The 21,900-nt window shown below is 64.9% G+C and carries 23 protein-coding genes and 2 pseudogenes; 13 read left to right on the top strand and 12 right to left on the bottom strand.

What is annotated here, in order from left to right:
* Position 1 precedes the first annotated feature (1 nt).
* Positions 2 to 721: a response regulator gene (locus R2C4_RS12320; RefSeq protein WP_141890857.1), complete on the bottom strand. Its 720-nt coding sequence runs from the start codon at positions 719 to 721 to the stop codon at positions 2 to 4.
* A gap of 174 nt (positions 722 to 895) precedes the next feature.
* Here R2C4_RS12320 and mce point away from each other — a divergent pair, with 174 nt between their 5' ends.
* Together mce and R2C4_RS12310 are read left to right on the top strand one after the other, a co-directional pair.
* Entirely contained in the window at positions 896 to 1,300 is a 405-nt protein-coding gene (gene mce, locus R2C4_RS12315; protein ID WP_058285979.1) for a methylmalonyl-CoA epimerase, read from the top strand.
* Positions 1,301 to 1,356: 56 nt separating this feature from the next.
* Positions 1,357 to 1,632: a DUF1467 family protein gene (locus R2C4_RS12310; protein ID WP_058285978.1), complete on the top strand. Its 276-nt coding sequence runs from the start codon at positions 1,357 to 1,359 to the stop codon at positions 1,630 to 1,632.
* Positions 1,633 to 1,949: 317 nt separating this feature from the next.
* On the opposite strand, the gene R2C4_RS12305 is transcribed toward R2C4_RS12310, so the two are convergent.
* A complete protein-coding gene (locus R2C4_RS12305; RefSeq protein ID WP_058285977.1) occupies positions 1,950 to 2,639 on the bottom strand; it encodes an EI24 domain-containing protein in 690 nt (229 codons plus the stop codon).
* Complete coding sequence (locus tag R2C4_RS12300; protein WP_141890856.1) at positions 2,636 to 3,214, bottom strand: nitroreductase family protein; 579 nt, start codon at positions 3,212 to 3,214, stop codon at positions 2,636 to 2,638. The genes R2C4_RS12305 and R2C4_RS12300 overlap by 4 nt, the downstream gene beginning before the upstream one ends.
* A 280-nt stretch (positions 3,215 to 3,494) precedes the next feature.
* Here R2C4_RS12300 and R2C4_RS12295 point away from each other — a divergent pair.
* A pseudogene (locus tag R2C4_RS12295) lies at positions 3,495 to 4,851 on the top strand (IS3 family transposase).
* 539 nt (positions 4,852 to 5,390) lie between these two features.
* Here R2C4_RS12295 and R2C4_RS12290 read toward each other — a convergent pair.
* Positions 5,391 to 6,550 (bottom strand): IS3 family transposase gene (locus R2C4_RS12290; protein ID WP_141889521.1). Its coding sequence is split into 2 segments (ribosomal slippage): positions 5,391 to 6,292 and positions 6,292 to 6,550, totalling 1,161 coding nucleotides; the frame shifts between segments, so codons are not numbered across the junction.
* Between the two features lie 68 nt (positions 6,551 to 6,618).
* Here R2C4_RS12290 and R2C4_RS12285 point away from each other — a divergent pair.
* Positions 6,619 to 7,516 (top strand): annotated as a pseudogene (locus tag R2C4_RS12285) (IS3 family transposase); the annotation flags it as partial.
* 245 nt (positions 7,517 to 7,761) lie between these two features.
* Positions 7,762 to 8,043, top strand: coding sequence for a DUF167 domain-containing protein (locus R2C4_RS12280; protein WP_141890855.1), 282 nt, complete (start codon positions 7,762 to 7,764; stop codon positions 8,041 to 8,043).
* A 3-nt stretch (positions 8,044 to 8,046) separates the two neighbouring features.
* Here the strand turns inward: R2C4_RS12280 and R2C4_RS12275 are convergent, their stop codons facing one another.
* Positions 8,047 to 8,286, bottom strand: coding sequence for a hypothetical protein (locus R2C4_RS12275; protein ID WP_141890854.1), 240 nt, complete (start codon positions 8,284 to 8,286; stop codon positions 8,047 to 8,049).
* Positions 8,287 to 8,437: 151 nt separating this feature from the next.
* Here R2C4_RS12275 and R2C4_RS12270 point away from each other — a divergent pair, with 151 nt between their 5' ends.
* From R2C4_RS12270 to R2C4_RS12250, 5 genes are all read left to right on the top strand, one after another.
* Positions 8,438 to 9,151: a M48 family metalloprotease gene (locus R2C4_RS12270; RefSeq protein ID WP_058285967.1), complete on the top strand. Its 714-nt coding sequence runs from the start codon at positions 8,438 to 8,440 to the stop codon at positions 9,149 to 9,151.
* A gap of 2 nt (positions 9,152 to 9,153) precedes the next feature.
* On the top strand, positions 9,154 to 9,549 hold the full coding sequence (locus R2C4_RS12265) for a YigZ family protein (RefSeq protein ID WP_141890853.1): 396 nt from the start codon (positions 9,154 to 9,156) through the stop codon (positions 9,547 to 9,549).
* Positions 9,550 to 9,635: 86 nt separating this feature from the next.
* On the top strand, positions 9,636 to 9,899 hold the full coding sequence (locus tag R2C4_RS12260; RefSeq protein WP_141890852.1) for a DUF6455 family protein: 264 nt from the start codon (positions 9,636 to 9,638) through the stop codon (positions 9,897 to 9,899).
* A gap of 34 nt (positions 9,900 to 9,933) precedes the next feature.
* On the top strand, positions 9,934 to 10,191 hold the full coding sequence (locus R2C4_RS12255; RefSeq protein ID WP_141890851.1) for a DUF6455 family protein: 258 nt from the start codon (positions 9,934 to 9,936) through the stop codon (positions 10,189 to 10,191).
* On the top strand, positions 10,191 to 10,466 hold the full coding sequence (locus R2C4_RS12250; protein WP_058285963.1) for a DUF6455 family protein: 276 nt from the start codon (positions 10,191 to 10,193) through the stop codon (positions 10,464 to 10,466). Before R2C4_RS12255 ends, R2C4_RS12250 begins: the two co-directional genes overlap by 1 nt.
* A 76-nt stretch (positions 10,467 to 10,542) precedes the next feature.
* On the opposite strand, the gene R2C4_RS12245 is transcribed toward R2C4_RS12250, so the two are convergent.
* The 3 genes from R2C4_RS12245 to rimO all read right to left on the bottom strand — a co-directional run bounded on the left by R2C4_RS12245 (position 10,543) and on the right by rimO (position 12,933).
* On the bottom strand, positions 10,543 to 10,785 hold the full coding sequence (locus R2C4_RS12245) for a CDGSH iron-sulfur domain-containing protein (protein ID WP_058285962.1): 243 nt from the start codon (positions 10,783 to 10,785) through the stop codon (positions 10,543 to 10,545).
* A gap of 171 nt (positions 10,786 to 10,956) precedes the next feature.
* Positions 10,957 to 11,493 (bottom strand): hypothetical protein, encoded by a 537-nt coding sequence (locus R2C4_RS12240; RefSeq protein WP_141890850.1) that lies wholly within the window; start codon positions 11,491 to 11,493, stop codon positions 10,957 to 10,959.
* A gap of 21 nt (positions 11,494 to 11,514) precedes the next feature.
* Positions 11,515 to 12,933, bottom strand: coding sequence for a 30S ribosomal protein S12 methylthiotransferase RimO (gene rimO, locus R2C4_RS12235; RefSeq protein WP_141890849.1), 1,419 nt, complete (start codon positions 12,931 to 12,933; stop codon positions 11,515 to 11,517).
* A 423-nt stretch (positions 12,934 to 13,356) separates the two neighbouring features.
* On the opposite strand from rimO, the gene R2C4_RS12230 reads away from it, so the two are divergent.
* Positions 13,357 to 15,264, top strand: coding sequence for an AsmA family protein (locus R2C4_RS12230; RefSeq protein ID WP_141890848.1), 1,908 nt, complete (start codon positions 13,357 to 13,359; stop codon positions 15,262 to 15,264).
* Positions 15,265 to 15,510: 246 nt separating this feature from the next.
* Here the strand turns inward: R2C4_RS12230 and R2C4_RS12225 are convergent, their stop codons facing one another.
* The 4 genes from R2C4_RS12225 to R2C4_RS12210 are packed head-to-tail and all read right to left on the bottom strand — an operon-like array spanning position 15,511 to position 20,188.
* Positions 15,511 to 17,007 (bottom strand): phosphomannomutase/phosphoglucomutase, encoded by a 1,497-nt coding sequence (locus R2C4_RS12225; protein WP_141890847.1) that lies wholly within the window; start codon positions 17,005 to 17,007, stop codon positions 15,511 to 15,513.
* A gap of 21 nt (positions 17,008 to 17,028) precedes the next feature.
* Positions 17,029 to 17,862, bottom strand: coding sequence for a 3-deoxy-8-phosphooctulonate synthase (kdsA, locus tag R2C4_RS12220; protein WP_141890846.1), 834 nt, complete (start codon positions 17,860 to 17,862; stop codon positions 17,029 to 17,031).
* 15 nt (positions 17,863 to 17,877) lie between these two features.
* Positions 17,878 to 19,551, bottom strand: a complete 1,674-nt coding sequence (locus R2C4_RS12215; RefSeq protein WP_141890845.1) for a KpsE/RkpR family capsule polysaccharide export protein — start codon at positions 19,549 to 19,551, stop codon at positions 17,878 to 17,880.
* On the bottom strand, positions 19,529 to 20,188 hold the full coding sequence (locus R2C4_RS12210) for an ABC transporter ATP-binding protein (RefSeq protein WP_058285954.1): 660 nt from the start codon (positions 20,186 to 20,188) through the stop codon (positions 19,529 to 19,531). Before R2C4_RS12210 ends, R2C4_RS12215 begins: the two co-directional genes overlap by 23 nt.
* Positions 20,189 to 20,430: 242 nt before the next feature.
* Between R2C4_RS12210 and R2C4_RS12205 the strand changes: the two genes are divergently transcribed.
* Both R2C4_RS12205 and R2C4_RS12200 read left to right on the top strand, forming a co-directional pair.
* Positions 20,431 to 21,048 (top strand): uracil-DNA glycosylase family protein, encoded by a 618-nt coding sequence (locus tag R2C4_RS12205; RefSeq protein WP_244940724.1) that lies wholly within the window; start codon positions 20,431 to 20,433, stop codon positions 21,046 to 21,048.
* The gene (locus R2C4_RS12200) at positions 21,045 to 21,836 is read left to right on the top strand and encodes an SseB family protein (protein WP_141890844.1); all 792 of its coding nucleotides are present in this window, start codon (positions 21,045 to 21,047) and stop codon (positions 21,834 to 21,836) included. Before R2C4_RS12205 ends, R2C4_RS12200 begins: the two co-directional genes overlap by 4 nt.
* Positions 21,837 to 21,900: the final 64 nt, after the last annotated feature.

Below are 21,900 nucleotides of genomic sequence, written 5' to 3'. Positions count from 1 at the left end.
GTCAGATCGCCGCGCGGCGATCCAGCCGCTCCTGCACAAGGCCTGCCAGGGTGGCGGCATCCTGGGTCAGCGGCTCCCCCTTGAGGCGGGCGCTGTCGAGGCGGTCGGCCGCCGCCGCAAGCGGGCCGTCGCCGGCGCTGCGGGCGACACCGCCGAGGAATTGCGCCAGATAGGCCAGGGTCTTCTCCTCCTGCGACATGCTGAGCACGTCCGCGGCATGGGCCATGTCGTCCCGGTAGGCGAGGAGATCCGGCTCCACCGTTTCGTCATCCATGGCGCGGGGGCCGGACAGCTGGCGGTCGGCGGGCAGGTTGGCGAGAATCTTTTGCTGGAAGGCGGCCAGCGAGGTGATCGGCTTTTCCAGGAAACCGGCGGCGCCGGCCTCAAGCGCGGCGCTTTCCAGCGCCGGGTCGCCGGAGGTGGCCAGGATCACCCCGGGGCGCGGGCTGGCCTCTGCCAGTTCGCGGATCAGATCGAGACCGGAACCGTCCGGCAGCCCGACATCGGCAATCAGCACCGAGGGGCGGTAGACCTGCAAATGGCGGCGGGCGGATTTCAGGCAATCGGCGCGGCGGATGCGGGCGCCGCTGCGCAGGCAGAGAAGCCGCAGCGCCTCGCAGGCGAAGCGGCTGTCCTCGACAACCAGAATGGTCAGCCCCAGCAGCGGGCGCCGGGTGGTGGGCAGGCGTTGAGCGGCAGCAAACAGTTCCGAATCGTCCATAACGTATCCTCCTTGCGGGATATAAACCGACGCTAGGAACTCTAGGCTAACACCCGGTTAACGGCGCGTGCGCTGCCGCATCCGGGCCCCCCGTGCGCAATGGCGCACTTGCCGCGGCGCAGCATCCGCCGCATAACCGGGGCCCAGGACCATATGTGAGAGGAGCACAAAAGGATGATTGGCCGCTTGAACCATGTTGCCATCGCTGTCCCCGACCTGGAGGCAGCCTCGGCCCAGTACCGCAACGCGCTGGGCGCCAAGGTGGGGGCACCGCAGGATGAGCCGGATCACGGGGTGACCGTCGTCTTCATCGAACTGCCCAACACCAAGATTGAGCTGTTGTACCCCTTGGGCGAGAACTCCCCCATCAACGGCTTTTTGGAGAAGAACCCGGCGGGCGGCATCCACCATGTCTGCTATGAGGTGGAGGACATCCTGGCGGCGCGCGACCACCTGAAGGCGCAGGGCGCGCGGGTGCTGGGCACCGGCGAGCCGAAGATCGGCGCCCATGGCAAGCCGGTGCTGTTCCTGCACCCCAAGGATTTCAACGGCTGCCTGGTGGAACTCGAAGAAGTTTGAGGCTATGAGCGTCCTGCCCCGGCTGCGGGGCGGGGCAACTACGAAAGGCCGGCGCCATGGGTGTTACATCAGCGATCGTTCTCTATGCAGTGATCTGGTTCCTGACCTTCCTGGTGATCATTCCGATCCGGCTGCAAACCCAGGGCGACAGGGGCAACGTGGTGCCGGGCACCCATGCGGGCGCGCCGGAGAAGCATTTCCTGAAGCAGAAGGCTTGGATCACGACCGGGATTGCCGCGCTGATCTGGGCCATCGTGGCCGGGATCATCCTGTCCGGCGCGATCTCGGTGCGCGACTTCGACTGGATGGGGATGATGCCCGAGCAAGGGTAAATCCGCGGATCTGCGATTTTCAAGCAAGGCAGCCCTCCCGCCCGGTTTGGAGGCATTGAAATGCCTCGGGACCGGTTGGGCATGGCGCCGCGCTGGCGCGCGGCGCGGGTGCGGCCAGCCCTGGCGGGCTGGAGCGGGCTGCATCGTAAACCTGTAATCAGAAGAAACTTGCTGAGAAGCGCTTGAGGGGCAGGGCTGCCCCTCAAGACGCCATCTCCAGTGTAGTCCGCCCTCCACCGCGTCAAGGCTGAACCGCGCGTGCCGCGCGGCGGCTTTGCCGGCCTTGACCCGGCTGCGGCCGGGGCGGGGTGCTGGTCCTACCGGCGGGCCAGCGCGTGGTAGAGGTGGGTGAAAGTGGCGGCGCCCAGGATCGGAACCACCAGGTTCAAGAGCGGCACCGACAGCGGCATGGCCATCAGCGTTCCGGCGGCCCAGATGGTGCCTGCATGGCGGCGGCGCAGCTTCTTTGCCTCTGCGGTGCCCACCCGGCGGGCGGCGGCAAGGGTGAAATATTCACGCCCCAGCAGAAACCCGTTCAGCCCCCAGAAGATGAAGATCGCCGCAGGCGGAAACAGCACATAGAGGACCAGCGCCAGGAGGTTGGCCGCAATCAGCAGGCCGAGGAAGTTCACCGTGTCGCGGACCGCATCCCAGAACGGCACCCGGGGCGCGGGCGGCAGGGCGGGGTAGTGCTTGTCCTCCACCGCTTGCGCCACCTCGTCCAGGAACATCGAGGTGATCGCCGAGGCCACCGGCACCATCAGGAAAATGGACAGCACCAGCATCAGCACCAGCGAGCCGGCCGAGAGCAGGTCGTCGAGCCAGGTGACCTCGCCCAACAGCGGCAGTGTGGCTTCGGGTCCGACCAGCCACTGGATCAGCATCAGGAACCCGGCATAGGCCGCGATCAGCAGGGCAATGGTCAGGCCCAGGCCCAGAAACAGCACCTTGCGGAAGCGCGGGTCGCCGGTCTGGCCGAGGGTTTTGAAAAAGGCGGTCAGGATCATGCGCTTATCCAGGTGGTGATTGCGTCAACGTCCGGGCGCGGGCGTTCGGGCGGGGCGGTGGTTTCGGTGGCGATGTGGATGAGGCCGGCGATGCGCTCATTCTCCGCCAGGCCAAAGGCGGCCTCGCAGAAACCGCGGTCATGGCTGGCCCAGCCGCTGAGCCAGTTGGCGCCCCAGCCGGCCGCCAGCGCTGCATTGAGCAGCGACAGGCACACCGCGCCGGCGGAGTAGCTCTGCTCGATGGCGGGCACCTTGGGGCTTGCGGTCTGCACCTCAACCACGGCCACGGCAAGCTGGCCCAGATCGAACTGGCTGCGGCCCTTGGCGATGTCCTCAGGGCTTTTGCCCAGCCGGGCGCCGGTTTCCGCGCACAGCTCCGCCAGCCGGGCCATCGCGGGCTGTTCCACCACGATAAAGCGCCAGGGCTCCAGCTTGCCGTGATCCGGCGTGCGGGCGGCGGCGGTCAGGATCGGCCGCAGCTCCTCGCGCGTGGGGGCCGGGGCCGCCAGCGTCTTGGCCGGGCGCGACCGGCGCGACAGCAGAAACTCAAGAGCGGCGTCATTGCGTGGAGGCATATGTGAAACCTTTTTACATCTGGTGCTGCCTATCTCGGCAGGCAGGGAAGTTTTTTCAAGGGCCAACGGGTGTAGCGGGACACTTCGCGTTGCAGTGCGGGACACTTCCCGTTGCAGCAACCCGTTTTGAAAATCCCCTGATTTCTAGGGCTTTTCCGGGGTGGTTTCCAGCCCCAGCGGGGCGGGAATAGCGGCTGTCAACGCGGCAAGCCTGGACACTTCAAACTGAACCGCGCCGGGTTTGCCGGAGGCTTCAACTCCTGAGCAGGATGAAGCCACAATGAGCAAGACAACAAGCAAGTATTCTCGTGAGGTCCGTGAGCGTTCGGTGCACCTGGTGCTTGACAACCAGGGACAGCACAGTTCCCGCTGGCAGGCGATCATGTCAATATCCGCGAAGACCGGCTGTTCGGCGCATACGCTGAATGAGTGGGTGAAGAAGGCAGAAGTCGACAGCGGCAAGCGGGCGGGTGTTCCCACCGATGTCACCGACAGTGCGGGTCGTTCGCGCAGCGATCAAATGATCCGGGGGATCATTTGAAGGCCCAAACGAAGGCGCTGGAGCGGGAGAACCGCGAGCTGCGTCAGGCGAACGAGATCCTCCGCAAGGCATCGGCGTATTTTGCGATGGCGGAGCTCGACCGCCGGTCGAAGTGATGGTGTCCTTTATCCGCTGCCCGGCAGCGCATGCCTGCATGCGCGAGAGGGGACATGCATCGCAGTGAGCATGGGGTCGAGCCGATCTGCATTCGCCATTGTCGCTCGGACCAATGGCGCGACATGGCTCATTCCTGCCGATTGCCCCTTCCACGTATTACGAGCACCTGGCGAAGCGGGCTGATCCGGCCCGGTTGCCGGACCGTGCCCGGCGTGACGCGGCATTGCGGCCCGAGATCCTGCGTGTTTTCGAAGAGAACTGGCCGGTCTATGGCGTGCGGAAGATCTGGCGGCAATTGCAGCGGGAGGGTTTCACTGTTGCCCGCTGCACGGTCGCCCGGCTGATGAGAAGCATGGGTATTCAAGGCATCATCCGGGGCAAGCCGCACAAAACCACGGTGCCCGACAAAAAGGCCCCGTGCCCGCTGGACAAGGTAAACCGGCAGTTCCGTGTGCCCGCGCCCAACATGCTCTGGGTCAGCGATTTCACCTATGTTGCCACCTGGAAGGGGTTCACCTATGTCGCCTTCGTTATCGATGCCTATGCCCGCAAGATCGTTGGTTGGCGTGTCAGCACCTCGGCGCATGCCGGGTTCGTTCTCGATGCTCTGGAGCAGGCTGTTCACGAGCGGCGGCCGACAAAGGCGATGGGGCTTGTTCACCACTCCGACCGCGGCAGCCAATACCTGTCGATCAAGTACACAGAGCGGTTGGGAGAAGCTGGTATCGAGCCCTCTGTCGGCAGCGTCGGAGACAGCTATGACAATGCTCTGGCTGAAACAATCAACGGCCTATTCAAAGCCGAAGTCATTCACCGCCGGGGCCCTTGGCGCAACTGCGAGGCGGTGGAATACGCAACACTCGAATGGGTGGATTGGTTTAATAACCGCCGTCTGCTTGAGCCTATCGGGAGCATTCCGCCGTCAGAAGCAGAGAACAATTTTTACGCGGCTATGGAAACTGAGGAACGAGCCGCGTAACTAACTGAAATCAGCCTCCGGCAAACCCGGCGCGGTTCAGTGGTTCGATGAAAGCTTGGATAGCGCCTGCATTCGGTTTCCTATGGTGAAAGTACTTTCCAGCACGCCAGATAGTACCATTATTGACACCGTAACGTGTTAAGCCAGTATTCGTGAGTGATTTGCGAAAGGTCCTTAGTATGCAGCGTGGTATAATGATTCCGCCAGTGCAACTAACATTTAATGACAAAGGAAACTACACCTTCTGCACCACCGGGGTAGGTGACTTCCTATCGGCCGCCCCAAGTGCGATTCTCTATTGGGATAAGGTGTTTGCGCCGGTCGCTATCCGTGGGATGGATCCGCCATACGACGCAGCAGTAGATCGAATGACCCAATTGGGGATCGCGGCCTCTGCAGACCTGAAATCGGAGAACTCAATTTCTGCCAGTGACATTCCTGGTATGATGTCAAAGTACTCAGTTGAGTTGCAGAGACTTGAGCGTCAGGATGGGGAGGACTGGTCTGTCATGTTGACCTGCCCCCCGCTGGTCCCTCGTTCATGAGGAGAGTCTGCGGGTTTGGTTTTGGTAATCGTCGGTCTCGGGCTTGGCAAGCGCGGCAGGCGCGGAGCCCTCAAATAGCTCAAGCGCCTGCCGCGCTTGCATTGGCGTTCTGTTCCCCAGCGAAGAATGCGGCCTGACGTTGTTGTAATCGTAGCGCCACAGCGCCAGCTTGCGGCGGGCATCGTCCAGGGTATCGAACAGCTCTTCATTGAGAAGCTCGTCCCGCAGGCTGCCGTTGAATGACTCGATAAAGGCATTCTGCTGCGGTTTTCCGGGGTCGATGTAATGCCAATCCACCCCGTTCCTGTCGGCCCATTTCAGGATTGCCTGGCTGGTGAATTCCGTCCCGTTGTCGCTGACAATGCAAGCGGGTTTTCCGTAGATCCGGACGAGCGCGTCCAGCTCCCGGGCAACGCGCTCTCCTGAAATGCTGGTGTCTGCCGCCAGGCACAGGTTTTCCCGGCAGCAGTCGTCATTCACGGCCAGGATGCGAAACTTCCGCGCCGCGCCGAAGCTGTCTGCCAGGAAATCCAGGGACCAGCGCTGGTTGGGCTGTGTGGCTTCGGGCATCGGCGTTCTCGAGCCCCGGGCGCGTTTGCGGCCCCGCCGCCGTTTCACTGCAAGACCCTCCTCCCGGTAGAGGCGGTAAAGCTTTTTGTGGTTCATGATCATGCCTTTTCGCTCAAGCAGCACGCCGATCCGCCGGTAGCCGAACCGGCGGCGTTTGCCAGCGATCTCCTTCATCTCCTGGCGGATCTCAGGATGGTCCGGCGGGCGTTCGCGCCGGACCGTCTTGGGGTCGACACCGACAAGCCGGCAGGCCCTGCGCTGCGAGATGTCATGATCCCGCATTGCATTGAGCGCTGCCTCTCGCCGCTCTTTCGGTGTCGTCAGCTTTTTCCCAGCAGGTCTTTCAAAACCACGTTGTCGAGCATCGTGTCTGCCAGCAGCCGCTTCAGCTTGGCATTCTCATCTTCCAGCGCTTTCAGCCGCGCCGCCTCCGATACCTCCATGCCGCCATACTTGGACTTCAGCTTGTAAAAGGTCGCCGGGCTCAGCCCATGCCGGCGGCACACCTCCGCCGTCGGCATCCCGGCTTCCTGCTCTTTGATCATCCCGATGATTTGCGCCTCGGTGTAACGGCTCTTACGCATTCGTCTGCTCCTACATAGGTTGGGCAGACTCTACATCATGGTGAGGGATTTCGCGGGGGGCAGGTCATGGGAAAAAACTTCTGAAGCCCGGTGCAAGGCGGCGAGCTGTGGACTGGGCGATGACAGAAAAGAACTGCAACCAGCGGCGCGCTTGTGCCTTGGCCGGGATTGATCCGCGCGTTTATCGGCGACGATCAACCAGGCCGGCGGATGCCGAGTTGCGAACAAGGCTGAAGGAGCTGTCCCGCGAACGGCGGCGGTTCGGTTATCGACGGTTGCACCTTTTGCTCGGGCGCGAGGGCTGGAAGGTAAACTGGAAGAAGCTCTATCGGATGTATCGTGAAGAGGGGCTGACCGTGCGCAAGCGCAGCGGCCGCAAGCGCGCGATAGGAACGCGGGCGCCGCTGGCGATCCCGCAGGGGCCGAACCAGAGATGGTCGTTGGACTTCGTGTCTGACAGCCTGTCCCCTCTCGGGACATTGCTGCGCAATGCCCTGCCGGGCAAGGGATGGCCGCCGGTTCCGGGTCCTGTGCGTCATCGATGACTTCAGCCGGGAATGCTTGGCAACGGTCGTGGACACCTCCCTGTCCGGGCAACGCGTTGGTCGTGAGCTCGACAACATCGCTCGGGTGCGCGGCTATCCCAGCATAGTGGTCAGCGACAACGGAACGGAGCTGACATCAAACGCCATCCTGAAATGGCAGGAGGATCGCAAGGTCGAGTGGCACTATATCGCACCAGGCAAACCCATGCAAAACGGCTTCGTCGAAAGCTTCAACGGCCGTTTGCGCGACGAGTGTCTCAACGAACACCTCTTCGCCAACCTGCGCCATGCCCGGGAACTGATCACGGCCTGGCGTGCCGACTACAACCATCACCGCCCCCACACGAGCCTCGACGGGCTCACGCCGTGGGAGTATCACCAACGGTCAGTAGAGGACCAAAACCTGAGCAAAGCTTACTAAAGAACGCGGACTCTACGGGGAGCACGTCACCCAACACCCCTTTTGTGTATAGCCGCATCCAGGTTCTTCCGGGGTCATCCGACCTCTTCCGGTTACTGCAATATGAAGTGTCCCCTAACACGGGCCTTGCGCGCGGGATCCGTTGTGCACGGGCAGCAGGGCCGGGTTCCGCTGGCGGGGTGATAGCCGCGCGGGCACGGCAAAGTCTATGGCCTTTGGCGCCGCCGCAGGGCATCAGGGGAGGCATGGGAAAGCCGAAGAAGAAAGATCTGCCGGATCTGAGCCATCTGTGCGTGCCGGGCGCGGAAATTGCGGTGCGGGCCACCCCCAAGGCGGCGCGCAATGCGATTGCGGCGGCGGAGGGGGGGCTGAAGATCTCTGTCACCGCGGCGCCGGAGAACGGCAAGGCCAACGAAGCCATCCGCCGGCTGCTGGCGGCGGCGATGGGAACGGCGGCCTCCCGCCTGGAGCTGCGCCGCGGCGCAGCCGCACGCGACAAGCTGTTTGTCTATCTGGGGCCGGCCTGACGCCTAATCGTCGCCGGCCACCAGCCGGTAAACCCCTTCGGGCAGGTCCAGCGCCGCGGCCAGGTCGCGCACCTGAAGATGCGACAGGGTGATTTTCTGCACGCTGTCGGTGCGCGGGTCGTATTGTTCGACCGTGACGCATTCTTCAAAGGAATTTATGGTCACATCCTCGGCGAGGGGGGCGTCGCCCTCATCCACCAGGGTGATGACCGTCGAGTCGAATTCATGTTCGATGGTAAACATGGCACCAGCCTGCCACTGCGGCCCGCCTGCTGGCAAGACCTTGCAAACACGAGGTATCGTACAGATGTAACGGCAATCTTCCGCCGCTGCCGCAATTGCTATCCCCCGGGCTTGCGCGGTATGTTGGCGGCAAATTGCAAAAGGATCTGCCATGCGCCGTTTTATGTGTCTGTTTGCCCTTGCTGTCAGCGCCTGTAATGTAGCGATTGAGCCCGCCTCGCAGTCCGCGCCGGTTGTTCAGGCGCCGCGGGTGCAGGGGATGGCGCCCGCCGAGGCGCGCAACGCATTTGCCACCGTGTCCCGCCGGGTGGAGCCGGTGGCCGAACGCGAATGCCGCAACCGCACCCAGGGTTTGAACTGCGACTTCCTGATCCGCGTCGACCCGAATCCGAACGCGGCCCCCAACGCCTATCAGAGCCTGGACCGCTCGGGGCGCCCGGTGATCACCTTCACCCAGCGGATGCTGGGGCAGATCGCCAACCATGACGAGCTGGCGTTTGTCATGTCGCATGAGGCCGCCCACCACATCCGCGGCCACCTGGCGCGGCAGGCGCAGAACTCCGCACTGGTGAGCGCCGGCGCCGGGCTGATCACCGCACTGGCAGGGGGCGGATCGTCCAGCGTCTCGACGGCGCAGGATCTTGGCGGCTTTGTCGGGGCGCGCACCTACTCCAAGGATTTCGAGCTGGAGGCGGATGAGCTGGGCACCATCATCACCCATAAATCCGGCTACCGGCCCAGCATCGGCGTGCGCTTCTTCAACCGCCTGCCGGATCCGGGCGACCGGTTCCTGGGCTCCCACCCGGCCAACCCCGACCGGGTGCGGGTGGTGCAGGCGACCATCGACCGTTACGGGCTGAACTGAGCATGGCCGCCGGGAGGGACCAGGCCGGGCCTGCGCTGACGCGGCTCGGCGTGGTCCTGACCGACCGCGGCTCGCGCTATGCGGTGACCGGCGCGCCGGCCGCCTCGCGCGAGGAGGTCGACGCGGTGCTGGCGGCGCTGAAAACGGACCGCGCCTATGCCAAGGCGACCCACAACACCTGGGCGGCGGTGCTGCCATCCGGCGGCCTGAAGGCCGATGACGGCGAATCCGGCGCGGGCATGGTGATCCTGCGGATGATGGAGCGCGAGGGCCTCAGGGACCACGTCATCATCGTCACCCGCTGGTACGGCGGCAAGAAGCTGGGCGGCGACCGCTTCCGCCGGGTACAGGATGCGGTGCGGGCTTATTTCGACCACCTTGGCGTGAAATCCTTATAAATTCTATCCCGTTTGACCTGTGTCAAATTCTGACCCGCAGGCCGCCGCTAAGCTGCACCCGGAATAAATGATTCCGGGAGAGCGCGATGACCACCCATGCCGACCTGAAAAAGCACGCCGAGCTGTTTGACCGGATGGCCGCAACCGTCGGTCTGGACCTGGAAGAAGAGGCGGTGTCCGGCACCCTGCGCTTTGACGAGATTGCCGAGGCGGTGCTGCGCTGCACCCGCTGCGGCGGTGTCGGGGCGTGCCGCACGTGGCTGGCCGAAGGCCTGCGCCCCGGGGCAGACGCCCCGGATTTCTGTCGCAACCGCGATCTGCTTGGGTATTTGAACGAGCAGCAGGCCTGACGCGTCCGCCCGGAACCCAATAGGAGTTCAAGATATGCAGCCATTGGGGGATCCCCTCTACCATCTGCGTCTGATGGCCCGGATGGGCCAGACCGCGGGCACCGACCTGACCGGTGCCTTTGCCGCAGGGAAGATCAGCCACGAGGACTGGGCCGCCCTGATCACCCGCTGCCGCGGCTGCGCGGTGCCGGATCAGTGCGAGGCCTTCCTGGCCGCCCATGAGCGCGCAGAGGCGCCGATGCCCGGCTGCCGCAATGCGGATGCGCTGCTTGAGCTGAAGGGCCGCGCCTGATGAAGGACATGGCAGCGGAGGCCGAGGGCCTGGGCAATATCTTCCGCCACATGTGGCTGCTGCGCGCGGTGGCAGAGGCGGCGGGCGTCGATCTGGACCGGGAAATGAAGGCCGGGCGGCTGAACGGGCTGGACTACGCGCGGATGGTCACCTCCTGCCGCGGCGCGGGGTGCAGCAAGTCCTGCGCCCTGTGGATCTCGTCGCGCCGCGAGGAAGGCCCCGCGGTGCCGGACTTCTGCCCCAGCGCAGACCTGTTCAAGCGGCTGATGCCCTGAACCCATAATTGACCCGCCCCGCAAGCCCGGCTTGCGGGGCTTTCTTCTGCCGCACGCCAGTCCAAGGCAGGGCCTTTTACAGTTTCGAATGGGTACCGTCACACAGGGGCTTCCTGCCCGAGTGCTTGCAGCCGCAAAAGAACACCTTGCCGTCCTTTTCCGCCTTGTATTTCACCGGCTCGAACGCCGTGCCCTTGTGCGAGCCATCGCAGAACGGCTGTTTCTGCGACTTACCGCAGGCGCACCAGAAGTAGGTCTTGCCCTCCGTCACCTCGACGGGGAAGGGGGCTTTCTGCGCGATATCAGGCGTGTCTGTCATGGCTGGGGACTCTCCCGGGCTGATTGCGGTTCGGGGAGAGCGTAGCAGGGATTTGGTGCGAGGGGAGGGAAAACCCAAAGCCCGCGCTTTGCGCGGGCAGCGCCCGACACTCCCGTCAAACCGAAGGTTTGCCTCCGGCAAAGCGGGAGGGCGCGTCGCACCCACCCAGGGTTAGGCGCTGGAGAGGCGGACAGATGAGCGCGTCAGCTTCTCGTTCTTAGCAGGGCGGGCCGAAAACAGGCACAGTTCCAGAAACCGCAAGTTGCTGTAGGATGTTGGGTTTTTGCAAGACACGGCCTCTGCGCGCAGAAAGTCTGCGTAGTCCCTATACACGTCGCGGCGATTGTGCTGGTCACTCCGGGGCAAGCCGAAATGCAAGGCTACCCGGCTGTCCCAAATGGGCCAGACCTCAGGTGCAAGAAAGTGGAACATCTTTGACGTTCCCACCCATGAATTGTTCAGAACAGGTTCTGCGGGAAGAAAACCTGCCCGGACGTCTTCAACAGCAAGACCGTCTAATTCGTACGACTTCAGGATTGTCGGCATCCAGCCATAAACGGCATGTGCCAAGACCAGCATCCCATTTTTTTCATAAACTTCCGAGCCGAACGCCAGCAAGGCATCGTACCCAGCGTTATAGCTCTCAGAGTTTCCTTTGTTGGTGTCCCACTCAGAGATTAGGGGCTGGAGGTCGATCGGCTGAAACATGACTGGAAGTCGGACAGTTTCCTAGTTGGTCCTTACACCCCACAAATCATACTCCCCCGCCTCATCAACTTCAACGGTCACCAGATCACCGGCCTGCAACCCGTCCGTTCCCTCATCAATAAACAAGTTCCCGTCGATCTCCGGCGCGTCGGCCTTGGTGCGGCAGGTGGCGATGCCGTCCTCGTCGATGTCGTCCACGATAACTTGCATCGTCTGGCCGACCTTGGCCGCCAGCTTGGCCTCGGAAATCGCCTGGGCCTTCTCCATGAACCGCTCCCAGCGCTCCTGCTTCACCTCTTCCGGCACATGGTCCGGCAGGTCGTTGGAGCGCGCGCCGTCGACGTTTTCGTATTTGAAGCAGCCGACCCGGTCCAGCTGCGCCTCGTCCATCCAGTCCAGAAGGTGCTGGAACTCGGCCTCGGTCTCGCCGGGGAAGCCGACGATGAAGGTGGAGCGCAGGGTGATATCGGGGCAGGTGGCGCGCCAGGCGTTGATCTCGTCCAGCGTCTTGGCCGCCGCTGCGGGCCGGGCCATGCGGCGCAGCACGTCCGGGTGGGCGTGCTGAAAGGGGATGTCCAGATAAGGCAGCAGCGCATTGTCCGGGTCCGCCATCAGCGGGATCAGCTCGCGCACATGCGGGTAGGGGTAGACATAGTGCAGCCGCACCCACAGGTCCTCCGCCGGGGCCAGCTTGCCCAGCTCGCGGGAGAGGTCGAGGATATGGCTGCGCACATCGGTGCCCTTCCACGGATGCGCGGAATACTTGCGGTCGAGGCCATAGGCGGAGGTGTCCTGGCTGATCACCAAGAGCTCGCGCACCCCGGCCTCCACCAGCTTTTCCGCCTCGCGCAGCACTGCATGGACCGGGCGCGACGCCAGCTTGCCGCGCATGTCCGGGATGATGCAGAACTTGCACTTGTGGTTGCAGCCCTCGGAGATCTTCAGATAGCTGAAGTGGCGCGGGGTGAGCCTGACACCGGTTGCGGGCAGCAGATCCACATAAGGGTTCGGGGAGGGCGGCACCGCGGAATGCACCGCGTCCAGCACCTGTTCATACTGATGCGGGCCAGTGACCGCGTGGATGCGCGGGTGATGCTCGCGGATGTAATCCGGCTCGGCGCCCAGGCAGCCGGTCACGATCACCTTGCCGTTTTCCTTCAGCGCCTCGCCGATCGCCTCCAGGCTTTCGGCCTTGGCGCTGTCGAGGAAGCCGCAGGTGTTGACGATCACCGCATCAGCCCCCGCGTAGTCAGGCGAGATGCCGTACCCTTCGGCGCGCAGCCGGGTCAGGATCCGCTCGCTGTCGACCAGCGCCTTGGGGCAGCCGAGCGAGACCATGCCGAGGGTCGGCTGGCCGTCACGGGGCGCCTCGCGGAACTGCGGTTCCGGGGCGAGGTCAGGGCGGAGGCTGGGCGGGTTGCTGGACGGGGAACTGGTCATGCGCGCGCATATATCAGGAATGCGGCAGGAGGCAAGGAAAAGGGGGGTGTCCTGCGTGCACCCCCTGTACACCAGGGGGTGCATTTTCCCCTTGCCCGGACGATAGGCCGGGCAGCCCCCGACCTCCCCCACGGGAGGGGGCTTCACCCCCACCCGAGGCCGGGGGCTGCCCTCCGTTAGGTGTTGAAGCGGGTGCGCCAAGGCCGGTTTGCATTAAGAGAGCAACTGATGCGTGACAAGACAGACGCGCTGTTTCGTGTCATCCCTCAGTGCGAGGCGAAGCCTGCCAGCGGGAACCCTGCTATGTGCTGATGGCGCTTTACAGGGCGCAGGGGGGGCTTCCTGCATTGCACCCCCGCACAGAGGCGGTAAGCTGGCAAAAAGACCCTCGGGCAACAGGGGGAAGAGATGAGGAGTGGGCCGATGAAGCTGATAATCCGGGTCGTGATGGCGCTGGTGCTGACGGTGGTGCTGCTGGCGGGGCTGGTGCTCTTGCTGCCGGGCGAGAAGATCGCGCGGCTGGCCGCCGATCAGCTGGAGGCGCAGACCGGGCGGCAGCTGGGGCTTGGCGGCAAGGTGAGCTTTACCTTCTGGCCCACGCTGGGGGTCAAGGCGGATGCGGTGACGCTGTCCAATGCGGACTGGGCCGGGCCGGAGCCGATGCTGCGGGCGGAGCGGGTGACCATCGGCGTTGCGGCGGCGGATCTGATGCAGGGCAATGTGCGGGTCACCGAGGTCTCTGCCATCCTGCCGCATCTGAACCTGGCCACCAACGCGGAGGGCATTGGCAACTGGGTCTTTGGCGGCGGCGGCGCGGCGGCGGGCAGCACCGGGGCCGGAGAGGGCACCGGGCAGCCGCTGCGGATCGAGGCGGTGGAGCTGACCGGGGCCTCCCTGCGCTATGCCGCGCATGGGGAACAGCCGGTTGAGATGAAGAATGTTGACCTCAGCCTGCTGTGGCCCGATCCCGCAGGCACGGTGAATGCGAAGGTGACCCTGCGCCCGGCGGGCGAGCCGGTGGAGATCGACGCGGAGATCGGCACCTTTGCGGCGTTTCTGGCGGGCGAGGTGTCCTCGGTCGGCGCAACGGTGACGGCGCCCGGCGGCACCGGGCGGTTTGACGGCCATGCCGATATCAATGGCGAGGCCAGCGGGCGGCTGACCTTCGGGGCGGAGGATGCCGTGCGGACCGGCGCGGCGCTGGGGGCGGTTCTGCCGGAGGCGCTGGCGCAAAAGGCGGTGTTCGGCGCCGATGTGACCTATACCGCGGACGGGCGGCTGTCGATGCGCGACCTGGCGCTGGAGCTGGGCAAGAACAGGCTGAGCGGGGCGGCGGATGTGGACTTCGCCAAGCGGCCGCGGATCACCGCCCGGCTGCAGGGCGGGGCGCTGGATTTCAGCGGCGTCACGGGCGCGGAGCCGCCGGACGGCCGCGGCGCGGCGGCGGAGGGCTGGCCCGGCCAGCGCATCGACGCCTCGGTGCTGGGGCTGGCTGACGGGACGGTGGATCTGTCGTTTGACAGTCTGGATACCGGCAGCGTCCAGCTGGGGCCGAGCCAGCTGAACCTGGCGGTTGAGCGCGAGCGGGCGGTGGTGAAATTCCTGCCGGCGTCGATGTTCGCCGGCGAGGTGCAGGGGCAGCTGGTGGCCAACAACCGCAACGGGCTGTCGGTGGGCGGGAACCTCAGCTTCACCGGCATCCGGCTGGAGCGCGCGCTGGGCGAGACCGCGGGCTACCGCCGCCTCAACGGCGAGGCGCTGGGCGGGGTGGAGTTCCTCGGCTCCGGCAATTCGGTGGACGCGATCATGCGCTCGCTGAGCGGCAAGGGCTGGCTGGAAGCGGGCAAGGGGTTCTTTACCGGCTTCGACCTGGAGCAGCTGATGCGCTCCGGCGGCAATGGCGGCAGCACCGTGTTCGACCAGCTGACCGCCAGCTATACGGTCGAGGGCGGCAATTTGCGCAATGAGGACCTGCTGGTGCTGCTCAAGGGGTTCAGGGCGCAAGGCACGGGGCGGATCGGCCTGGGCGCGCGCGACATCGACTATCTGTTCACGCCGCAGCTGGTGCGGGCGGGCCGCGATCAGGTGCTGACCATTCCGGTGCGCATCCGCGGCAGCTGGGACAATCCGGACATCCGCCCGGATTTCAGCCAGGCGCTGCAGCCGAAGCTGGACGGCATCGAGCAGGAGGCCAAGGACCGGGTGCGCCAGAAGCTGAGCGAGGAGCTGGACACCGGGATCACCCCGGAACAGGACCTGAACGACCTGCTTAAGGAACGGATCAAGCAGGAAGCCCGCGACCAGCTGCTGAAACTCCTCGGCGGCGACTGAGCCCCCCAGCCGGAGGCCGGGTCAAGGAGGGCCGCAGGCCCCCGGGCGCAGCCCGGCCTGTCCTTGACGCGGCTGCAGGCGTCTTACACTCGATATGGCGCATCTAAGGGCAGGCCTGTCCTTAGATCGCTTCTCAGAAAAAGAAAAAGCGCCCGCCGGAGGCGGGCGCCGGTCGCCTGCTAACGCAGGCGAAATCCCTCAGTCTGCCGCCTGCGTCAGCAGGCGAAATCCCTCTTTCCTGCCTGATCAGATGGTCTGATCGTAATCGCCCACCAGCGGCTCGGTGCGGATCACGGCGTCGATGTCCGCAAAGATTGCCCGCATCTCCGCCTCGCTGTCAGAGCTTTCGCAGACCACCACCAGGTTCGGGGTGTTGGAGGAGGCCCTGACCAGCCCCCAGGAGCCGTTGTCGAGGATCACCCTTGCGCCGTTCACGGTGACGACTTCCTTGATCGCCCGGCCTGCCAGCTGTTCGCCCGCCTCATGCTTGTCCACCAGCTTTTGCACCAGCCGGTCCAGCACTTGGTATTTTTCGGTGTCGGCGCAATAGGGCGACATGGTCGGGGTGGCCCAGGTCTTGGGCAGCGCCTTCCTGAGGTCGGACATCGACTGCTCCGGGTTGCGGTCCAGCATCTTGCAGACTTCAACCGCCACCCGCATGCCGCAGTCATAGCCGCGGCCCACCGGCTCGGCCAGGAAGTAGTGGCCGGATTTTTCAAACCCCGCCAAAGCGCCGATTTCCTTCACCCGCCGCTTCATGTGGCTGTGGCCGGTCTTCCAGTAGTCGGCGGTGACGCCGTTCTTTTTCAGCTCCGGGTCGGAGGCGAACAGGCCTGTGGATTTCACATCCGCCACAAAGGTCGCATTGGGATAGATCTTGCTGAGGTCGCGGGCCATGATCACGCCGACCTTGTCGGCAAAGATCTCCTCGCCCTCGTCATCGACCACGCCGCAGCGGTCGCCGTCGCCGTCAAAGCCAAGCGCCAGATCGGCGCCGGAAGCCTTCACCGATGCCGACATGTCGTGCAGCATTTCCATCGCTTCGGGGTTGGGGTTGTAATGCGGGAAGGTGTAGTCCAGCTCGTTGTGGCTCTCGATCACCTCGACGCCGATGCGCTTGAACAGCTCCGGCGCAAAGGCAGAGGCGGTGCCGTTGCCGGTGGCGCAGACCACCTTCAGCGGGCGGGACATCTTGAAGTCGCCTGCGAGGTCGTCGAGATAGGCTTCCTTGACGCCCTCCACAAACTCGTAAGAGCCGCCCGGCGCCGCCTGGCCTTCGCCGTTCAGCACGATATCGCGCAGCTCTGCCATCTCGTCGGGGCCGTGAGTCAGCGGGCGTTCAAAGCCCATCTTGACGCCGGTCCAGCCGTTCGGGTTGTGCGACGCGGTGACCATGGCGACCGCGGGCACATCCAGGTGGAACTGGGCGAAATAGGCCATCGGCGACAGCGCCGGGCCGATGTCCTTCACTTGGATGCCGGCCTGCATCAGGCCCAGGATCAGCGCGTTTTTGATCGCCAGGGAATAGTCGCGGTAGTCGTTGCCGACCGCAATCACCGGCTCGATCCCGCGCTTGCGCATCTGGGTGCCGAGGCCCAGGCCCAGGGCGGTCATGCCGGGGAGGTTGATCTCCTCCGGGTATTTCCAGCGCGCGTCATATTCGCGGAAGCCCGTGGGCTTGATCATCGCGTCGCGCAGAAAGCTCCAGGTGTTCGGGGTCACCTCGGACAGCGGTTTGGTCATGTCTCAAAATCTCTTTGCTGGTTAAATGCGAATGGGATCGGCCTTGGCCAGCGCGTCAAAGCGCATCAGGCTTTCGATCAGCTGCGGCATCTGGTCGAGATAAATCATGTTCGGCCCGTCGGACGGCGCGTTGTCCGGGTCCTGGTGGGTCTCGATGAACACCGCGGCAATACCCAGCGAGACAGCCGCGCGCGCCATCAGCGGCGCGAATTCGCGCTGGCCGCCGGTGGAGCCGCCCTTGCCGCCGGGCTGCTGCACCGAATGGGTGGCATCCATCACCACCGGGTAGCCGCCCTGCGCCATCTGCGGCAGCGAGCGCATATCAGCAACAAGCGTGTTGTAGCCAAAGGAGGTGCCGCGCTCGGTCAGCAGGATGTTCTGGTTGCCGGTGCTTTCGACCTTGGCGACCACATTGGCCATGTCCCAGGGGGCCAGGAACTGGCCCTTCTTGATGTTCACCGCCTTGCCGGTGTTGCCCGCGGCCAGCAGCATGTCGGTCTGGCGGCACAGGAAGGCCGGGATCTGCAGGATGTCCACGGCCTCCGCCGCCACCGCGCATTGCGCCTCGGTGTGGACATCGGTCAGCACCGGCACATCAAATTCGCGCCGGATGGTGTCCAGCACCTTCAGCCCTTCGTCGATGCCAAGCCCGCGCTTGCCCGACAGCGAGGTGCGGTTGGCCTTGTCGTAAGAGGCCTTGAACACGAACTGCGCGCCTGCCTTGCCGCAGGCTTCCTTGAGGGCGCCGGCAATCATCCGGGCGTGGTCCGCGGTTTCCAGCTGGCAGGGGCCGGCAATGATGGTCAGGGGACGATCATTGCCGACGGTGAGACCGGCGATATCGATGTTTTTCATGAGCTTCCGATGGCTTTACGATGACACCTGCTCCCGCAGGATGGACGCGGTGAGCGAACACATCAGGTAAATACCGGAAAAGATCAGGAATGCCAAAACGGTATTCTCGAACTTGCGCGGATAGGAGGGTTCATCGCTGGGCACCGGCTCCACCGCGGTGGTCAGGTAGCGGACCTGGCGGTTGGCCTCCAGGCGGGTGGTTTCCACTTGCTGCAAGGCCGATTGCAGCATCAGGTCGCGGGTGGCAAGGTCGGCCTGCGCCATCTGGATCTGGATGCGCAGATTGGCAAGCGAGTTTTCGCCGGCCGAAGCATCGACCATCCGGTTGTTGAGGCTGGCGATCACCGTCTCCAGCCGCCGGATGTCGGCCTCGGCGCCGCTGACCTTGGCCCGGTTGGGGCGGGCGTTGTCCTCCAGGGCGGCCAGTTCCAGGCGTTTTTCCTCCAGCTGGATCTCAAAGGTGCTGATCTGCTGGCGCAGCGCGGCGACCACACCCTCAGGGTCCAGCACGGAGCCCTGCTGCTGCAGCACCACCAGCCGCTGCTGCGCGGCGCGGCGCTGGGCCTCGGCTTCGTCCAGGGCGGCCTCGGCCTCCGACATCTGGTCTGCGCGTTTCTGCTGCGACAGGCTGTTCACCTTTTCCTGGGCATAGGAAATCAGCTTGCGCGAAAACTCCGCCGCGGCGTTGGGGGCGGCAGCGGACACTTCCATCCGCACCACGCCTTCGGTCGGGTCATAGCCGATCTTCACGTTGCGGCTGTAGGTGGCATAGGCCTCCTCGTTGGTGGGGTCGCTTTCCAGCCGCTGGATCGGGTCCAGCCATTCTTGGGTGAAATGCGCCTTGAAGCCCGCCTCGCGGTCCAGCCGCAGCATCGCCTCCTTGGACATCAGGTAGCTTTGCACCGCGATGGAGTCCTGGCTGGTGGCAAACTGGGTGCCGGACAGCAGCCCGCCGACGCCGCCGCCCGCACTGTCGGCCTTCAGCACCAGGAACTCGGACTTGGAGGAATACATCGGCGTCGCCACCGAATTGAAATAAAAGCCCGCGGCCAGGGTCGGCAGCAGCACGAAGAACGCCAGCCGGGCTCCCAGCAGCGACAGCTTGCGGCGGCGGCGGCGCGCGATATCGCGCTGGATCTCCTGGATTTCGCGGGCGCGCCGCTCTGCCGGGCTCAGCTCGGTGGAGGGCAGGGTGGTCTTGCCGGCGGGCACCGTCTGCGGCAGCTGCACAGACCCCGGCGCCGGCGGCGTGCCTGCGGGCTGGGTCTTGTTCTGGGGCACCACCAGTTCCAGCATGTTGGCGCGGGCGAACGGGTCGATGCCGCGTTCGCGCAGCATCCGCACCGCCTCGAAATCCGAGGTGGGGGTCAGGTTGTGCTTTTGCGCCATCCGCCGGGCGAGCCGCAGCTGGCGGCCGGTCAGGCCTTCGCGGCGGATCGCCTCGATATCGGTTTCCATGCTGGTTTCGCGCGGGGAGCTGACCATGCCGGACAGCGGCGCGCCGCCGGCCCGGTTCCCCGCCGCGGCATCGGCGGCAGCGGCGGTGCTCTGCGGGACCGGCCGGGCGTGCGGCTGCACGGCAGCAGCGGCCGCGCCCTGAGGCGCCGCCGCGGTGCCGGTTTCGCGGGCTTCGGCCGCAGCGGGGCTGCGGCGGATGCGGAACTTCTTAGCTCTCGGTTTCGTAGTCATAGAGCTGTTTCGCTTCTTCCAAAGTGTCAAACATATGCAGCTGTCCCTGCAGCAGGACAGCCGCCGAACGGGCAAACTTCTCCAGCGTCTTGGCCTGATGCGAGACGATGATGATGGTGGTGGTCTGCAGCCGCTCCTGCAGGATCTCGCCGGCCTTGCGGTTGAACTCGACGTCGGTGGTGCTGGGCATGCCTTCGTCGATCAGGTAGATGTCGAAATCCAGCGCCAGCATCAGCGAAAAGCTGAACCGCGACCGCATCCCGGCGGAATAGGTGCCGATCGGCTGGTCGAAATATTCCCGCAGGCCGCACAGCCAGCGGCAGTAGGCCTCGACGTAATCCGGGTCCAGCCCGTAAAGCTTGGCGATATAACGGCTGTTTTCCATCGCCGACAGGCGGCTGATCACCCCGCCCATGAAGCCGAGGGGAAAGGAAATCTTGCAGTTGCGGCGGATTTCGCCCTCATCCGGCTTTTCCAGGCCGGCCATCATGTTGATCAGCGTGGTCTTGCCGGTGCCGTTCGGGGCCAGAACGCCCAGCGATTTGCCCGGCTCGACGCAGAACGACACGCGGTCAAGTATCACCTTGCGCTGGGTTCCCGTCCAGAAGGACTTGCTGACGTTTTCAAATTCAAGCATTGCTTGGTCCGGTGCTGCCCGTGCGGCCCCGCAAGGGGGGGCTCTGTCTGCCTCAAGTTGCGCGGGCTTTCTGCCGTGCCCGCGTCCCTTTCTTATCAAAAGAGTGTTAATGGCCTACGCGGCGAATTTGGCCTTATTATGTCGAATTGTGTCATAGATATTCAACGAAGTTTTAACAGTTTGGCCCGCAGCCGGGGGTTTGGGGCGGTTTTCAGCGGCGGAGCGGACCAGCGGGGCGGGGCATGACTGTTTCCGGAGGTGAAACAATGGGCGGCAGCGGGCAGCTTAAGACGCAGATTCGCAACTGCCAGATCTGTGCGGAGCGCTTTGCCGCCACTGCCACTGCGCATGCCCCCCGGCCGGTTGTCTGGTTCCGCCCCGCGGCCCGGATCCTGATCGCGGGCCAGGCGCCGGGGGCGCGGGTGCACGGCAGCGGCAGGCCGTTTACCGACCCTTCCGGCGACCGGCTGCGCGCCTGGCTGGGGCTGACGGAGGCGGAGTTCTATGACAAGGACCGGGTGGCGGTCGTGCCGATGGGGTTCTGTTTTCCCGGCTATAACGACAAGAAAGCCGACCTGCCGCCGCCTGCCGTTTGCAGCAGAACCTGGCATCATCTGGTGATGGCAGAGCTGCCGGATGTGCGGCTCAAGGTGCTGGTGGGCGCCCATGCGCAGCGCTATCACCTGGGGGTGAAGGCGCCGGTGACAGAGCTGGTGCGCGGCTGGCGGGATCATGCGCCGCAGGTCTTCCCCTTGCCGCATCCGTCCTGGCGTAATACCGCATGGCTGAAGAAAAACCCCTGGTTCGAGGCCGAACTGCTGCCGGTGCTGCAGGCCCGGGTGAAGGAGCTGATGCGATGACAGAAGAAACCCCGCTGGATCTGGCCCATGCCGCGATGGAGGCGGCGCCCGCCGAGGATGCCGCGCGCCTGCGGTTTTACGAACGGCTGGCCGATGCAGAGCTGTTCCTGATGCTGGCAGCGGAGGCTGAGGGGGAGCAGATCTCGCCGGAGCTGTTCGAGACGCCGGACGGGGCCTTTGTGCTGGTGTTCGACCGCGAGGAGCGGCTGGCGCAGTTTGCAGGCCAAGCGGTGCCTTACGCGGCGCTGTCGGGCCGGGTGATCGCGCAGATGCTGGCCGGGCAGGGCATTGGCCTGGGGCTGAACCTGGAGGTGGCGCCCTCTGCCATCCTGATCCCGTCAGAGGCGGTCGGCTGGCTGCATCAGACGCTGGGCCACGCGCCGGATGAGGTGGAGGCCGCGGTGGAGATGTTCACCGCGCCCAAGGGCTTGCCGGAGGCGCTGCTGACGGCGCTGGATGCCAAGCTCGCCACCGCGGGCGGGCTGGCGGCGGCGGCCTATCTGGCGGGCGTGCGCTATGCCGGCGGGGGGCAGGGGCATCTCTTGGGCTTTGTCGGTGCCAAGGAAGCCGCGCAGGCCTCGCTCGCCAAGGCGGCCAGCGAGGCGCTGACCTTTTCCGGCATCGAGGCCGGGGCGATGGATGTGGCATTCTTCGCGGCGGAGGATCCGGCGGCGGCCAGCCTGGCCCGCGTCGGGCTGCGGTTCGACCTGCCGCAGCCGCCAGCGCCGCAGGAATACAGGCCGGTGACGCCGGGCAGCGACCCCGAGAAGCCGCCGCGCCTGAAGTAGCCCGTCCTCGCCTCACGCCGGTTTCGCCTTATCTGCTGCTGCAGGGGCATGGCCAGGCGCCATG

This window comes from Leisingera aquaemixtae, from assembly GCF_006740765.1.
Classification (GTDB): domain Bacteria; phylum Pseudomonadota; class Alphaproteobacteria; order Rhodobacterales; family Rhodobacteraceae; genus Leisingera; species Leisingera aquaemixtae.
The sequence above is the reverse complement of the archived record's forward strand: the minus strand, read 5'-3'. Positions and strand labels throughout refer to the sequence as shown.